General features: G+C 60.0%; 16 protein-coding genes. 5 read left to right on the top strand and 11 right to left on the bottom strand.

From position 1 onward, the window contains the following. Positions 1-83: 83 nt before the first annotated feature. Entirely contained in the window at positions 84-614 is a 531-nt protein-coding gene (locus WLQ66_RS15390; protein WP_340547204.1) for an invasion associated locus B family protein, read from the bottom strand. Positions 615-788: 174 nt separating this feature from the next. Here WLQ66_RS15390 and WLQ66_RS15385 point away from each other — a divergent pair, with 174 nt between their 5' ends. Next, on the top strand, positions 789-1787 hold the full coding sequence (locus tag WLQ66_RS15385) for an asparaginase (RefSeq protein ID WP_340547203.1): 999 nt from the start codon (positions 789-791) through the stop codon (positions 1785-1787). Between the two features lie 72 nt (positions 1788-1859). Here WLQ66_RS15385 and WLQ66_RS15380 read toward each other — a convergent pair whose 3' ends face one another. From WLQ66_RS15380 to serB, 5 genes are all read right to left on the bottom strand, one after another. Then, positions 1860-2174, bottom strand: coding sequence for a YciI family protein (locus WLQ66_RS15380; RefSeq protein ID WP_340547202.1), 315 nt, complete (start codon positions 2172-2174; stop codon positions 1860-1862). A 62-nt stretch (positions 2175-2236) separates the two neighbouring features. After that, positions 2237-2665 (bottom strand): SRPBCC family protein, encoded by a 429-nt coding sequence (locus tag WLQ66_RS15375; RefSeq protein ID WP_340547201.1) that lies wholly within the window; start codon positions 2663-2665, stop codon positions 2237-2239. Continuing rightward, positions 2662-2982: an ArsR/SmtB family transcription factor gene (locus WLQ66_RS15370; protein WP_340547200.1), complete on the bottom strand. Its 321-nt coding sequence runs from the start codon at positions 2980-2982 to the stop codon at positions 2662-2664. Before WLQ66_RS15370 ends, WLQ66_RS15375 begins: the two co-directional genes overlap by 4 nt. Before the next feature lie 99 nt (positions 2983-3081). Further along, the gene (locus WLQ66_RS15365) at positions 3082-3840 is read right to left on the bottom strand and encodes a TSUP family transporter (RefSeq protein WP_340547199.1); all 759 of its coding nucleotides are present in this window, start codon (positions 3838-3840) and stop codon (positions 3082-3084) included. A gap of 4 nt (positions 3841-3844) precedes the next feature. Next, complete coding sequence (gene serB / locus WLQ66_RS15360; RefSeq protein WP_340547198.1) at positions 3845-4720, bottom strand: phosphoserine phosphatase SerB; 876 nt, start codon at positions 4718-4720, stop codon at positions 3845-3847. Between the two features lie 288 nt (positions 4721-5008). On the opposite strand from serB, the gene WLQ66_RS15355 reads away from it, so the two are divergent. The 3 genes from WLQ66_RS15355 (at position 5009) to WLQ66_RS15345 (ending at position 8724) form a co-directional block, all read left to right on the top strand. Further along, positions 5009-6190 (top strand): phosphoserine transaminase, encoded by a 1182-nt coding sequence (locus WLQ66_RS15355; RefSeq protein ID WP_340547197.1) that lies wholly within the window; start codon positions 5009-5011, stop codon positions 6188-6190. 113 nt (positions 6191-6303) lie between these two features. Next, positions 6304-7899: a phosphoglycerate dehydrogenase gene (serA, locus tag WLQ66_RS15350; RefSeq protein ID WP_340547196.1), complete on the top strand. Its 1596-nt coding sequence runs from the start codon at positions 6304-6306 to the stop codon at positions 7897-7899. 96 nt (positions 7900-7995) lie between these two features. Continuing rightward, complete coding sequence (locus WLQ66_RS15345) at positions 7996-8724, top strand: metallophosphoesterase family protein (protein WP_340547195.1); 729 nt, start codon at positions 7996-7998, stop codon at positions 8722-8724. Between the two features lie 75 nt (positions 8725-8799). On the opposite strand, the gene tdh is transcribed toward WLQ66_RS15345, so the two are convergent. The 3 genes from tdh to WLQ66_RS15330 all read right to left on the bottom strand — a co-directional run bounded on the left by tdh (position 8800) and on the right by WLQ66_RS15330 (position 11717). Continuing rightward, complete coding sequence (gene tdh / locus WLQ66_RS15340) at positions 8800-9828, bottom strand: L-threonine 3-dehydrogenase (RefSeq protein ID WP_340547257.1); 1029 nt, start codon at positions 9826-9828, stop codon at positions 8800-8802. Between the two features lie 14 nt (positions 9829-9842). Further along, positions 9843-11030 (bottom strand): glycine C-acetyltransferase, encoded by a 1188-nt coding sequence (locus tag WLQ66_RS15335; protein ID WP_340547194.1) that lies wholly within the window; start codon positions 11028-11030, stop codon positions 9843-9845. Between the two features lie 120 nt (positions 11031-11150). Further along, a complete protein-coding gene (locus WLQ66_RS15330) occupies positions 11151-11717 on the bottom strand; it encodes a helix-turn-helix domain-containing protein (protein ID WP_340547193.1) in 567 nt (188 codons plus the stop codon). A gap of 137 nt (positions 11718-11854) precedes the next feature. Between WLQ66_RS15330 and WLQ66_RS15325 the strand changes: the two genes are divergently transcribed. After that, positions 11855-13030 carry an acetyl-CoA C-acyltransferase family protein gene (locus WLQ66_RS15325; protein ID WP_340547192.1) on the top strand — a complete coding sequence of 392 codons (1176 nt, stop codon included), beginning with the start codon at positions 11855-11857 and terminating at the stop codon, positions 13028-13030. A 69-nt stretch (positions 13031-13099) separates the two neighbouring features. Here the strand turns inward: WLQ66_RS15325 and WLQ66_RS15320 are convergent, their stop codons facing one another. Further along, positions 13100-14275 (bottom strand): ABC transporter permease, encoded by a 1176-nt coding sequence (locus tag WLQ66_RS15320; RefSeq protein ID WP_340547191.1) that lies wholly within the window; start codon positions 14273-14275, stop codon positions 13100-13102. A gap of 5 nt (positions 14276-14280) precedes the next feature. Next, the gene (locus WLQ66_RS15315; RefSeq protein ID WP_340547190.1) at positions 14281-15552 is read right to left on the bottom strand and encodes an ABC transporter permease; all 1272 of its coding nucleotides are present in this window, start codon (positions 15550-15552) and stop codon (positions 14281-14283) included. Positions 15553-15611: the final 59 nt, after the last annotated feature.

The following is a 15611-nucleotide window of genomic DNA, read 5'->3' as shown; positions in this document are numbered from 1 at the left end:
ACCCGTTCGACAGCTCAAAACCCGGATGCAGGCCGGGTCTCCTCGCATGTGCGCGACGCTCTGGGGGCGACCGCCGAGCGCAATCAGTTACAGCGTTTTTCGGCGTCCTCGACCGCGGCGGTAAAGCCCAGGAGCGAGAACGTGTCCTTGGTCTGTGTCCCACGTGCGGACCGGGCTGTCAGAACAGCCTGCGCGCCACGTTTCATCGCGGTGATGATCTTGGCGTCATCCGCAGCCGTTGCAGGCCAGGCCCACTCACCCTCTGTGAACAGCTCAAATTCGGTATCGCCCACTGCGAGATTCACGGTTGAGCCCGGCGCAAAGGGATAGCCGCCGGTGAAAGTCACCTGCCCCTTGTCGCCGGTTTCTGGCCGATAGAAAACGAACAGTTGGATCTTGCCACGACGCACGGCTTTCACGCGGCCGTCACGGGTGTTTACGGTCTCTTTCGGAGCGGAGACACCCCAGCATTCCTTGGGACTTTCGCCTTGAAACACGCTCCAGTCGACATTGCTCGCGACGCGATTGTCAGATTCTGCCTGCTGTGCGGATGCGCTGGTGGCCATTGCGGCCAGACACAGGCCCGCGACGCAGCGGACGAGTTTTGATGCCATTTGTCCCAACTCCAAAGACTGTCGTTACCTCAAATAAGCCAGGGTACATGCGGCGTTACCTTCGCCGTCTGGTCCCGATCCCCTCGCTTGTGTACTCATACACACTATCGTAACTATCGCCACGTGTGAAAGCCCGTTTTGGCGGGAAATTGCCAACAGGAAAGGCGTTTTGTGATGACCAAACCCGTACCGATGACTGAAGTGTGGCGCGGTCCGCTCTTGGAAAGCCTGCATCTGGGCCATGCCGTTGTCTGTAACGCCAAGGAAGAGATCGTGCGCAGCTGGGGCGATCCCGACGCGATTATTTACCCGCGCAGTTCCGCCAAGATGATCCAGGCGCTGCCTCTGATCACATCGGGCGCAGCGGCAAAATACGGGCTGACCTCTGAGCAGCTCGCCCTCGCCTGTGCTTCGCACAATGGCGCCGAGATCCACACCAGCCGCGTCAACGCCTGGCTGGATCAGCTGTCGATGACCGATCATGATTTCCGCTGTGGCCCGCAGCTGCCAGACGATATTCCGGCGCGAAACGCGCTGATCAAAACCGATACAAGCCCGTGTCAGGTTCACAATAACTGCTCCGGCAAGCATGCAGGCTTTCTGACGCTGTCCCAGCACCTGGGGGCCGGACCCGAATATGTAGAGATTGACCATCCGGTACAGCAGGCCTGCCGCAGCGCCTTTGAGCAGGTGACCGACGAATCCAGCCCTGGCTATGGCATCGACGGGTGCTCAGCGCCGAATTTCGCAACCTCCGTGAAGGGTCTGGCACGGGCGATGGCCTGGTTTGCCTCCGCCTCTGACCGTTCGGACCGCGATGCCGATGCCGCGCAGCAGCTGGTGGCCGCGATGACAGCGCATCCCGAACTGGTCGCTGGCGAAACCCGCGCCTGCACCAACCTTATGCGTGCGATGGGCGGCAAGGTCGCGATCAAAACCGGCGCTGAAGCCGTCTTCATCGCCATCCTGCCCGAACAGAAACTGGGTGTGGCGCTGAAGATCACCGACGGTGCCACCCGCGCCAGCGAATGCGCAATTGCAAGCATTCTGGTGGGGCTCGGCGTTCTGGATGCCGACCATCCGGCAACACTGAAATATCGCAACGCCCCCCTGATCAATCGCCGAGGCATCGACTGTGGTTCGATCCGGCCCTCGGCTGAAATGCAGTTCTGACCAAAGATTGCCCCGGCACGCAGAACGCGGACCGGGGCAATCAAAGGCGTGTTCCAAGACAGCTATATGTGGTCACATTTCGATGATTTCGGCGACCTCAACAGAACCATCACCGCTGGTCACCATCGGGCAGCCATTGGCCATTTTACAGGCGGCATCTATGTCAACCGCTTCGACCACGGAATAGCCGGACAGCGGATTGGCACCACCGTTGTCCGCGACGCCCGACTTCTGAACCGTCTTTGACATGCCGACAGGATTCCCCGGCACGACAAGCGCGTCGCCCATCCCGCCCATCCAGGTTTTCCAGGCATCCATGACCTTGGCGCCCTCTTCCGGTGTCTCCGGTGTCTTGCCGCCGTGATATGCAAAAATGAACTGTGGCATTGGGTACTCCTCCCCTGTTTAGGTCTTCATTAAAACAGCTTCTCATTGTCGCAAGCCCGCAATCACGGGAGCTTGGACACCAGTTTTCGCAGAGACGATTCCCATCCGACCCGATGGTTTTCGGCCATCTCCGAGTTGTCCAGATCCCGATGATCAACAATCAGCCGAGTACCCGTCTCAATAGCTTCAACGGTGAGGGTGACATGGCTTTCGTGCCCGCGCGCGCCTGCTTCGTCGTGCCACGCCCAGGTAAATCCGATCGACTGCGGCGGACGCACATGGGTGACCACGCCTGAGACATGATAACGGTCTCCATCGGCATTCATCATGACCGTGAACCACGGCCCCTCCTGACGGAAATTCAGCGTATGCTCAGGCACGGTCAGCCCCTCTGGTCCCCACCATTGCAGGAGCTTCTCGGTATCGCTGATCCAGGCAAACAGCCGGTCCGGCGACACCTGGAATTCGCGTTCCAAGCGCAAATCCGTCATTCCATTTCCTCCCTTAGTGCTGCTTCCAGCCGATCGAGGCTGCTTTGCCAGAACGATTGCCGCGACAGGGTCCAGTCTGCGATCAGCTTCAGTCCCTCTGGCCGCGCTGAATACAATCGGCGTGTCCCATCGGCGCGCTGCGCCACCAATCCAGCCTCACGCAATACCTTGAGATGGCGCGAGATCGCCGGCGCAGTGATGCCCGATCCCCGCACCAGATCACCGGCTGGCAGCTCTCCGTGTTCCATCAGCTGTTCGATGATGGCCATACGCGTGCCGTCAGAGAGGGCGGAGAATGATTTGAGTAATGGAGTCATACCAAATATTAACACATGGGTTAATTAATGGATAGGTTAAATTTCATCGCAGCAGTGTCGTGATCCCGTCTTGCCGCGTTGACGCCGACGTTCAGAAGATCACAGCATGTCCCACAGCAGCCGCAGCGCCAGAACAACTGAGGTCAGAACCAGCAATAGCTTTATCATGCGAGCGCCCTGCTTCTGCGCCAACCCGGCACCGACCCGGGCACCGGCGATCTGCGCGATACCCATCGCCAATCCAACGCCCCACCATGGCGTCGCAACAAAAGCAAAGGCCAGCAGTGCTCCGGCATTGGACGCGAAATTCAGTAGTTTCGTATGTGCCGTCGCACGCAGGATGCCAAGCCCGGCCAGAGACACAAAACCAAGCATGTAGAAGCTGCCAGCACCCGGCCCCAGCAACCCGTCGTAGAAACCGCAGAGCGGCACGATGATGGCAGCAAATATCGCTGGCGACAGGCGCCGCGCCCGATCGCTGTCATCAAGCCCCTTCTTGGTGGCAAAGAACACGGCAATTCCGATCAGCAACAGCGGTAGGATCCACCGGATCCACGTCGTCGGCAGCACCGAAATCAACAGCGCGCCGCAGATTGACGCAATACCTGCAATCAGCGCAGATCCAGCCTGCCCGCGCAAATCGACGTGACCGCCGCGCGCATAGCTGAGGGCAGCGGTGGCCGCCCCGAACAATCCCTGAATCTTGTTGGTGGCAAGGGCGGTGATTGGGTTGGCCCCAGCCAAGAGCAAAACTGGCACCGTGATCAACCCGCCGCCACCGGCTATGGCATCAATGAACCCAGCCGCAAACCCTGCTGCCAGCAACAGCAGCAGGACTTCAAACCCAACCTCGAACATAATATCAGCCTTTGAAATCGCTCAGGGCATAGCCCTGAATATAAAGAAGCGCCGTCAGGTCACCGTGGTTGATACGAATGTCGCATTCTGCGGCAACCGATGGTTTGGCATGGAGTGCTACACCTGCACCGGCACGCCCCAACATGCCAAGATCATTCGCACCATCGCCAACCGCCATGACATCCGCCTCGGTCAATCCCAGACGCGCAGTGATCTGCTCTAGTGCGTCGACCTTGGCGGCCCGCCCTAGGATCGGCATACCGACCTCACCGCTGAGGACGCCATCCGCCACAAGCAGCGTGTTTGCCCGGTTCTCATCAAACCCCAACCGATCCGAAACGCATTCGGTAAAGGCGGTAAAACCACCAGACACCAGGGCGGCATAGGCTCCATCGGCTTTCATCGTTGCCAGCAGCGTGGGGCCGCCCGGCATCAGCGTGATACGGCGATCCAGAACCTGATCAATCACCGCGACGGGCAAACCTTTCAGCAGCGCGACACGCTCCCGCAGGGCACCGTCGAAATCCAGCTCACCGTTCATGGCCCGCGCCGTGATCTCCTTCACCTGCGCACCCACACCGGCCTCTTCGGCCAGTTCGTCAATGCACTCCTGCTGGATCATGGTGGAGTCCATATCCGCCAGCAGCATTTTCTTCCGGCGCCCCGCTGTCGGCTGGATCACCAGATCCACGCCGAGATCCTGCAGATCCGCCCAAACGTCCCAGTGATTATCCGGCCGCACCTGCAGAGAGAATTCAGCCGCAATATCCGGTGCCAGCCACTGCACATCACCTCCCCCCCAGGCATTGCGCAGCGATTCGGTTAGCGCGGGTGCAAGGCAGGGGGTTTGCGGATTGCAAAGCAGGGTGGCGACAAACATGGCAAGCTCCATCGGGCAAGGATGCGCCCGTCATACGCCCGCAAGCCATCCATCGCCAAGCCCCCGATTCCACCCTGCCCTCACAACTGTGCCGCAGGTGTCTCACATTGCCATCGCCCGCCGCCCAGCGTGCCATCTGTTTCCGAAAGGCGTCAGAATGCGTCGCTATTGATTCCGATATAGCCGCTATTTGTCATTTTCCCTGTTGCCCAGCCGGATTTCAGCCAGTAGCCCTATCAGCGGGACACCTCTCCCCAACGAGAGGCGCTTATCTGGAAGGATAGCATTATGGCTATTGAAGAACCGGCGTTGCACGCAACCGTGCACGAACCTACCGCGCGACCTGCCAATCCGCGTTTCTCCTCCGGCCCCTGTGCCAAACCCCCCGCATTTGATCTGACCAAGCTTGCTGGCGCTCCTCTGGGACGCAGCCACCGTGTCGCTGTCGGCAAGGACAAGCTGCTGGCCGCGATCGAAGGCACGCGCGAAATTCTCGGCGTACCAGCGGACTATAAGATCGGGATCGTTCCTGCTTCTGACACCGGTGCGGTCGAGATGGCAATGTGGAACCTGCTGGGCGCCCGCGGAACCGAAATGCTGGCCTGGGAGAGCTTTGGCGCAGGATGGGTGACCGATGTGGTGAAACAGCTGAAGCTGGACGCCACCGTCAAGACCGCTGACTATGGTGAGCTGGTTGATCTGGCCACAGTCGATTTCACCAAGGACGTCGTTTTCACCTGGAATGGCACCACCTCCGGTGTGCGCGTCCCAAACGGCGACTGGATCCCCGCTGATCGCGAGGGCCTCACAATCTGTGACGCCACCTCTGCCGCCTTCGCGCAGGATCTGCCTTGGGACAAACTGGATGTGACAACCTTCTCCTGGCAGAAGGTGCTGGGCGGCGAAGCGGCGCACGGCATGATCATCCTCAGCCCCCGCGCGGTTGAACGACTGGAAAGCTACACTCCCGCCTGGCCTCTGCCGAAGATTTTCCGCCTGACCAAGGGCGGCAAGCTGATTGACGGTATTTTCAAAGGCGCGACCATCAACACTCCCTCGATGCTCGCCGTTGAGGATTATCTTCTCGCGCTGGACTGGGCGCGGTCCGTCGGCGGCCTTGACGGGCTAAAGGCCCGCGCCAACGCCAATGCACAGGCAATCTTCAATTTCTGCGCCGCCAAGCCATGGCTTGCGAATCTGGCAGCCGACCCTGCCACCCGCTCCAATACATCGGTTTGCTTGAAGTTCACCGATGCGCGCATTGCAGATGGTGCTGCCTTCGCCAAGGCTGTTGCCAAACGTCTCGAAGCCGAAGATGTCGCCTTGGACATCGGCGCCTATCGGGATGCCCCTGCCGGTCTGCGCATCTGGTGCGGCGGCACCGTCGAAACCTCTGATATCGAGGCCATGCTGCCCTGGCTTGAATGGGCGTTTGAGGCTGAAATCGCGGCTCAATCCGCCGCAGCCTGACCCCCAAGCGCCTGCCCCGCACCAACTGGGCAGGCATCAGACGACTTGCCGCCGACACAGGCGTTTCACCCAGACATTCGGCCCGACCGGCCCCCGCATGAAGGACCCCACTCATGGCTCCCAAAGTTCTCATCTCCGACAAACTCTCTGAAGCTGCTGTTCAGATCTTTCGTGATCGCGGCATCGATGTTGATTTTCAGCCGGACCTTGGCAAAGACAAGGACAAGCTGGCCGCGATCATCGGCGATTACGACGGTCTCGCGATCCGCTCCGCGACGAAAGTCACCCAGAAAATCCTCGACAATGCCACCAATCTCAAGGTGATCGCACGCGCTGGCATCGGGACGGACAATATTGACAAGGATGCCGCCTCTCAGAAGGGCGTGATCGTGATGAACACGCCCTTTGGCAACATGATCACCACCGCGGAGCACGCCATCGCCATGATGTTCGCCGTCGCCCGACAGATCCCCGAGGCCTCGGCCTCCACCCATGCCGGCAAATGGGAAAAATCCAAATTCATGGGCGTTGAGCTGACCAACAAGACCCTCGGCGTGATCGGGGCCGGCAACATTGGCGGTATCGTCTGCGACCGCGCCCGCGGCCTGAAGATGAAAGTGGCCGCCTATGATCCGTTTCTCAGCCAAGAGAAAGCTGACAAGATGGGTGTTGAGAAGGTTGACCTGGACGAGCTGCTCGCCCGCGCCGATTTCATCACCCTGCACGTGCCGCTGACCGACCAGACCCGGAATATCCTGTCCAAGGAGAACCTGGCCAAAACCAAGAAAGGCGTGCGTATCATCAACTGCGCCCGTGGCGGTCTGGTGGATGAAGCGGCGCTGGCGGAGCTGCTGACCTCAGGCCATGTCGCCGGTGCTGCTTTTGATGTCTTCTCCGAAGAACCGGCCATGACCAACCCGTTGTTTGGCCTTCCAAATGTAGTCTGCACCCCCCATCTCGGTGCAGCCACCAGCGAAGCCCAGGAAAACGTTGCCCTTCAGGTTGCCGAGCAGATGTCGAATTACCTGCTCGACGGCGCGGTTGAGAACGCATTGAACATGCCTTCGATGACCGCCAAGGAGGCGCGCGTGATGGGCCCATGGGTCGCGCTTTCCGGGCATCTCGGTGGCTTCATCGGTCAGATGACGGATGAACCCATTCAGGCCATCAACATCCTCTATGATGGCGTGGCCGCCGAGATGAACCTTGCGGCACTGAACTGCTCGGTGGTCGCGGGCATCATGAAGAAGCTCAATCCCGATGTGAACATGGTCTCCGCGCCCGTGGTGGCCCGCGAACGTGGCATTCAGATTTCCACCACCAATCAGGACAAATCCGGCGCCTTCGACGGCTATATCAAGGTCACGGTTGTGACCAGCAAGCGTGAGCGTTCAGTGGCCGGGACGGTGTTCTCGGATGGCAAACCTCGTTTCATCCAGATCAAGGGCATCAATATCGACGCAGAGGTGGGCGCGCATATGCTCTATACCACCAACGAGGATGTGCCCGGGATCATCGGTACCCTCGGTCGCATTCTGGGCGATATGGGCGTGAATATCGCCAACTTCACGCTTGGCCGTTCGCAGGCCGGCGGTGAGGCGATCGCACTGCTCTACGTTGATGAACCGGTACCGGCTGCGGCTCGCGCGGCCTTGGCGGAAACCGAGTTTTTCAACCAGATCAAGCCGCTGCAGTTTGATGTCAGCTGATCCCTAGCCTATCAGAGATTTCAATGAATGCGCCGCCGAGCTATGAAGGCGGCGCATTTCTCGTTTGGCACCATGAATATCCCGCAGGAGAGTCCCATGACCGCCCCAATATATGCAATCGGCGATATCCACGGCCAGCTTGGGATGCTGGAAGAGGCTCTGGACCTGATCGAGGCAGATGGCGGGCGCGATGCGTCGGTGGTCTTCCTGGGCGACTTCATTGATCGCGGCCCCGACAGCCGGGGGGTGATCGATCACCTGATCACCGGGCAAAAGGACGGTCGCAACTGGATAACCCTATTGGGCAATCACGACCGCATGTTCGCCTGGTTCATGGAGGATACGCCGCGCCACGACCCGCATATGCTGGTGGGCTATCACTGGTTGCACGACCGTATCGGTGGTCTCGAAACGCTCGAAAGCTACGGAGTGACCTTCCCAGAGCGAACCCGTCTTGCCGACGTCCATGCCGAGGCGAGAGCCGCGGTCCCCGACAGCCATGTCGCCTTTCTGAAACGTTTGACAACCATGCATCAAACCAGCGATCTCGCTTTCGTCCACGCAGGAATCCGGCCTGGCGTTGCGCTGGAAAACCAGATCGAAAATGATTTGGTCTGGATACGCCAGTCCTTTCATCAGGAACGCGCCCCCCACCCCAAGCTTATCGTTCACGGTCACACTCCGGTGGAGCGCGCTACACATTATGGCAATCGCGTGAACCTCGACAGCGGCGCCGGTTTCGGCAATCCGCTCAGCACAGCCGTTTTCGAATCCGGCCTGGTCTGGTTGCTCACCAGCAAAGGCCGACAGGCCCTCACCCCATAAGCCCATCTTCTGGCTTCAAATATCCTGGGGGTGAGCGCCAGGGGCGCGAGGGGGCAAAGCCCCCTCTTCCCGACATCACGTCCAGTCCAGCACCACCTTGCCGCTGGAGCCGGATTTCATTGCCGCAAAGCCGTCGGCGAAATCATCGACGCCGAACCGGTGGGTGATGACCCGGCTCACATCCAGCCCGTTCTGTAGCATTGCGATCATCTTGTACCAGGTCTCGAACATCTCGCGCCCGTAGACGCCTTTGATGGTGATCGCCTTGAACACGATCCGTGACCAGTCGACCGGCGATTTGCCCGGCGGAATGCCCAAAAGGGCAATCTTGCCGCCCATTACCAGCGCCTCCACCATTTGGTCGAGTGCCGCCTGGCTGCCGGACATCTCCAGCCCAACGTCGAACCCCTGTTTCAGCCCCAGCTCCCGCACCACGTCCTGCAGGTCTTCCTGTGCCACGTTCACCGCGCGCACGGTCGGCACCACATGTTCAGCCAGCGCCAGCCGGTCCGGGTTGATATCGGTGATCACCACATGTCGCGCGCCGGCATGTTTCGCCACCGCCGCCGCCATGATGCCGATGGGGCCCGCGCCGGTGATCAGCACATCCTCACCCAGCAGGTCAAAGCTCAGCGCGGTATGCACCGCGTTGCCGAGCGGGTCGAGGATGGCGCCGATCTCATCCGGAATGTCATCTGGCAGCGGCACCACGTTGAATGCCGGCAGTTTCAGGTACTGCGCAAAGGCCCCCTGCTCGTTCACCCCGATGCCGCGGGTGCCCGGGTCCAGGTGGAACTTGCCGGCCCGGCTCTGGCGCGAATCCGTCTTGATCAGATGCCCCTCGCCGGAGCAGCGCTGCCCCACCGTCAGATCGGTGACATTGCGGCCGATCTCGACAATCTCGCCCGCGAACTCATGGCCGGTGATCATTGGCACCGGCACGGTGTGCGCGGCCCATTCGTCCCAGTTCCAAATGTGTATATCGGTGCCGCAGATACCGGTCTTCTTCACCTTGATCAGCACTTCGTCGGGGCCGATCTCCGGCACCGGCGCCTGCACCATCCACAGACCCTCCTGCGGATGGCTCTTTTCCAGCGCCTTCATCGTGTTCGGACGGCTCATGACAGGATCCCCAATTCCTTGCCCACCTTGCCAAAGGCGGCCAATGCACGGTCCAGCTCCTCCCGCGTCAGCGCCGCATTCATCTGGGTGCGGATCCGCGCCTGACCGCGCGGCACGACGGGGAAGAAGAAGCCGGAGACATAAACGCCCTCGTCAAACAGCCTTGCCGCCATATCCTGCGCCAGCTGCGCTTCGCCCAGCATCACCGGGATGATCGGATGCTCACCCGGCAGCAGGTCAAAGCCCAGTTTCTCCAGCCCCGCGCGCCAGTATTTCGCATTCTCGAACAGCTGCGCCCGCAGCCCGTCCCCTTCCTCCACCAGCCGGATCGCCTCCAGCCCGGCAGCAACAATTGATGGCGGCAGCGAATTGGAGAACAGATAGGGCCGCGCCCGCTGCCGCAGCAGGTCGATCACTGGCTGCGGCCCGGCGATGTAACCGCCGATGGCCCCCCCAAGTGCTTTGCCCAATGTCCCGGTGACGATATCCACGTCCACTCCGAAATGCTCCGGCGTACCGGCGCCTGTTGCGCCCATGAAGCCGGTCGCATGGCAGTCATCGACCATCACGATGGCATTGTATTTGTCCGCGAGCGCCCGGATCTCCGGTAGTTTGGCCAGATAACCGTCCATTGAGAACACGCCGTCGGTGGCGATCATGATATGCCGCGCGCCGTCCTCGCGAGCCTGTTTCAGCCAGGCCTCCAGATCGTTCATATCGCTGTTCAGGTAGCGGTAGCGCTTCGCCTTGCACAGCCGGATACCGTCGATGATCGAGGCATGGTTCAGGCTGTCGGAAATGATCGCATCCTCCGGCCCCAAGAGCGGCTCGAACAGCCCGCCATTGGCGTCGAAACAGGCAGCAAACAGGATTGCGTCATCTTTCCCGAGGAACTTCGCAAGCCGCTGCTCCAGCTCCCGGTGAATGTCCTGGGTGCCGCAGATGAAGCGGACAGAAGCCATGCCGAACCCTTTGTCATCCATTGCGCCGCGCGCAGCAGCGATGAGGTCGGGGTGATCTGCAAGGCCAAGATAATTGTTGGCACACAGGTTGATGACCGCCGCATCCCCAACCCTGATCTCGCCCCCCTGAGGGGAGGTGATCATTCGTTCCCGCTTGTAAAGACCATCAGCTTTGATCTCTTCCAGGGTCTTGGAGATGTCGGTCAGAAAATCAGTAGACATGCGGAAACTCCTTCTCGTTCGAGTCGGAGTTCTAGCATAGCGGAAAAATTTCCGGAATAGGGGATTTCAATATAGTGGACAAAAATCCGTCAAAATGGAAGGCCCGCCTATTCTTGCCAATCACGCATTCTTCACGATCAGGAACAGACGTGCCGGACCGTCCTGTGCAGCGATGGAATGCGTCACATCTGCAGCATAGCGGGCGGTATCCCCTGCGTGCAGCCGTTCGGTCGCACTGCCCGAACAGAGCGCAACAGTCCCGTCGAGAACCGTCAGGTGTTCGACCGTTCCGCGCCCATGAGGCTGGCTGTTCAATGCGCCCCCTTCTTTGAGCCGGATATCGTAGACCTCGTGGCCGCCGGCGTCTTCAGGTGGAGAAAGAATGCGGATCAGACAGCCCTCCCCCATGTTTTCAATGGAGGGGACATCGCCATCGCGCAGGACTTCGATCCGGTCCTGTGCCTCTTGACTGTCCAGCAGCCCCGCAAAATCCACCTGTAACGCACGCGTCAGGTTCCACAGGGTCGCAATCGTTGGTGAGCTCTCGCCGCGTTCAATCTGGCTCACCATGGAGCGGCTGACACCGGAGAGATTGGCCACAGCCTCCAGGCTGAGGCCCTGGGCGCGACGCGCCTCTTTCAGGCGGGCGGGCAGAAGCGTCAGGATATCGTCTACATTTTCCGTCATGGCGGAATCTCTGCGCCTTTGAAATCCATTTGTCAAACAGGAGCGGCATCATGGCTAAACTGTTATGACGGCACGTTTCGCAGGACAGGCCATGCTGCATCTGCATAATCAGCGCGAAACTCATGAGGAGAGAGACCATGACCGATATCGTGATCCTGGATGGCGCCCGTACCGCCATCGGCACCTTTGGTGGATCGCTGGCGGGCACCACCCCAATTGATCTGGCAACCGTCGCATCCAAAGCCGCTATGGAACGTTCCGGCGTTGAGCCGGGGCAGATCGGCAATGTGGTCTTTGGCCATGTGATCAATACCGAACCGCGCGACATGTACCTGAGCCGTGTCGCTGCGATGCAGGCCGGCATTCCGAACGGTACGCCTGCGATGAACGTGAACCGCCTCTGCGGCTCAGGTGCACAGGCGATTGTCTCCGGCATCCAGTCGCTGATGCTGGGCGACGCGGAATTTGCCCTCACCGGTGGCGCCGAAAACATGTCACGCAGCCCCTTCATCGTACCTAGCGCCCGCTGGGGGCAGAAAATGGGCGATGCCCGCGCGCTCGATATGATGCTGGGCGCCTTGAACTGCCCCTTTGGGACCGGTCACATGGGGGTGACCGCAGAAAACGTCGCGGATGAGCATGACATCACGCGCGCCCAGATGGATGAATTTGCGCTGACCAGCCAGACCCGCGCCGCTGCGGCAATCGAGGCCGGGCATTTTGCCAGCCAGATCACGCCGGTCGAGGTCAAGGTGAAGCGTGACATGGTGGCCTTTGAGGTGGATGAACACCCCAAGACCAGCACAATGGAAACACTTGGCGGCCTGAAACCGGTGTTCAAGAAGGACGGCCGTGTCACTGCTGGCAACGCAAGCGGCATCAACGATGGTGCCGCCGCAATCGTCATGGCCACAGCTGAGGCTGCCCAGAAAGCTGGCCTGAAGCCCAAGGCCCGTATTCTGGGCTACGCCCATGCAGGTGTCCGCCCTGAAGTGATGGGAATCGGTCCGGTGCCTGCTGTGCAGAACCTGCTGAAGAAAACCGGGCTCTCCGCCAGCGACTTTGACGTGATCGAATCGAACGAAGCCTTTGCCGCGCAGGCGCTGGCCGTGAACAAGGAATTGGGACTGGATCCGGCCAAGGTAAACCCGAATGGCGGCGCGATTGCGCTTGGCCATCCGGTGGGCGCAACTGGCGCGATCATCACGCTGAAGACACTTTACGAGCTGGAGCGGATCGGCGGCTCCAAGGGGCTCATCACCATGTGCATTGGTGGCGGCCAAGGTATCGCCCTCGCAATCGAACGCCTCTGATCCCCGCATCCGCTGAAAAGCAAAAGGCCCCGGTTCTCACCGGGGCCTTTTTGTTGGATGACGCGGATATCAGCTCGGGCTCATGCCGCGCAGACGCTCCGACCGGCGACGCAGCATCTCGACCACCGTCAGCAGGCAGATCGACACCACGACCAGAATGGTCGCAACCGCCAGAATGGTCGGCGAAATCTGTTCGCGCAGGCCGGTGAACATCTGCCAGGGCAGGGTTTTCTGCCCGGCAGACCCGACAAAGAGCACAACGACAACTTCATCAAAGGAGGTGATGAAGGCAAACAGACCACCAGAAATCACGCCGGGCAGGATCAGCGGCATCTGCACGCGGAAGAAGGTGGTGACCGGACCGGCCCCCATATTTGCAGCCGCACGCGTCAGAGACCGGTCGAAACCAACCAGAGTGGCGGTCACGGTAATGATCACAAACGGAATGCCAAGGGCTGCATGCGCCAGAACCACACCGAAGTATGTCCCCTGCAGACCAATCCGGCTGTAGAAGAAATACATCCCGGCAGCCGAGATGATCAGCGGCACGATCATCGGCGAAATCAGGATCGCCATAATGGCCCGACGGAAGGGCACATGCGGCTGGCTGAGGCCAATGGCGGCCAGCGTACCGAAACCCACCGACAGAATGGTCGCCATCGGTGCGATCTTGATGGAGTTCCACATCGCCTGCTGCCAGTCGGCATTGGTAAAGAAGTCACGATAGTGCTTCAGCGAATAGCCTTCGGGATCGAATTGTAGCATCTCCGGCGTGAAGGTGAAGAAATCCTGAGCGTTGAACGACAGTGGCATCACCACAAGGATCGGCGTGATCAGAAAAACGAAGACCGCCCCGCAGATCACCCGAAACGTATAGTGCCAAAGCACCTGGCCAGGTGTGAGATATGGCGCCAGATGCACACGGTAGCGTGACGTCGAGAGCCAGAAGATGAACCAGCCGACAAAGGCACCGAACAGTATACCGATGACGGCCGAGGGCAGCCCGCCCATCACAAAGCCTGCGATGGCAAAGGCTGCGATCAGGATCCATCGGATCAGCCGCTCCTGATCGCGAAGCCCCGCCAAGACAAAGCCCAGCCCGCCAACAAGAGCAGCGCCGATCAGTACCCCGAGAAGGCCAGAGCCCTGCGCAGTGCCGACAAACAGGCCGAAAAAGGCGCCGGCCGCCGCAGCGACCATCGCCACGAAACCAGGAGTTTGGTTTTCAACAGGTGTCAAAGCCATGTGTCTTATCCCAGTTTCACGTTGTCGATACCGACAATCTTGTCATAGGCCCAGTAGAGCGCGAGCACGACGACCAGCAGAATAGTGCCAAGCGCGGCCGCAAGGCCCCAGTTGAGCGACTGCGAGATGTGGAAGGCGATGCGGTTCGAGATGAAGACACCTTTGGTGCCGCCGACCAGCTCCGGCGTGATGTAGTAGCCAATCGCCAGAATGAAGACGAGGATCGAACCCGCACCGATACCTGGCACAGACTGCGGGAAGTAGACCCGCCAGAACGCCGTCCAGTTGGTGGCGCCAAGAGACTTGGCAGCGCGCAGATAGGACGGATTGATCGTCTGCATCACCGAATACATCGGCAGGATCATGAACGGCAGCAGAATGTGGGTCATCGCCACGATCGTACCGAACTGGTTATTGATCATCACAAGCCGCGCATCATCTGCGACCAGTCCCAGCCAGACCAGCGTGTCATTGATGACGCCCTGCTGCTGCAGCATGACCTTCCAGGCCGATGTTCGTACCAGAAGCGACGTCCAGAACGGCAGCAACACCAGGATCATCAGCAGGTTTGCGGATCTGGACGGCAAATTCGCCAGGATCCAGGCCACCGGATATCCAAGTATGATGCAGCTCACCGTAATCGCCAACGACATGATCAGTGTCCGCAGGAACAATGTTCCATAGATCCGCTCGTTCTCGGGTCGCAGCTCTGCCCCTTCTGCGCCTTTCTGGAAATCGGCCGCATTCAGAAAATAACCGTTGGTGTAGGCCCCAGAGTAGGTCTGGATAGTGCGCCAGACCTCCGGGTCGGTCCAGTCCTTGTCAATCTTGAAGAACTGCTCCTTGAACGGACCATCCTGAGCCAGATCCCAACGCTTGACCTTGCGCCCGGCCTTGCGGAACAGCGAGGAAATGCCGGGGTTTTCGTAGTTCAGGCGCGAGCCGACGCGCGTATGGGTCTTCTCCTCGGCGGCCACCTGAAGGTCGGCAGCCAATGCGGCAAACACGGCCTCATCCGGGGCCTGCCCGGAGTTTGCATCCCAATCCTGAAGCGCGACAACGGTCTTGGGCAGGGTGTCAGAGACGATCCTATTCTCAACCGAGCGGAACAGCATGTCGGCAATCGGGAGGATGAAGGTCAGAAGAACAAACAGCAGAAGCGGCGCGATCAGCATCAGGGCGCGAATTTTCTGCATCCGGAGAGCTCGGGCCAGGCTACGCTTCAGCGGCGTGCCATCGGCGGCCAAGACCGGTCCGGTGTGGGTGGTATCGCTCATGGGTAGGAGCCCCCGTCGGAATTTTTTGTTGGTGGAGAAGGGGCTGCGCGCCAGGCACA

This window comes from Phaeobacter sp. A36a-5a (assembly GCF_037911135.1).
GTDB lineage: Bacteria > Pseudomonadota > Alphaproteobacteria > Rhodobacterales > Rhodobacteraceae > Phaeobacter > Phaeobacter bryozoorum.
This window is presented reverse-complemented; position numbering and strand designations above follow the sequence as displayed.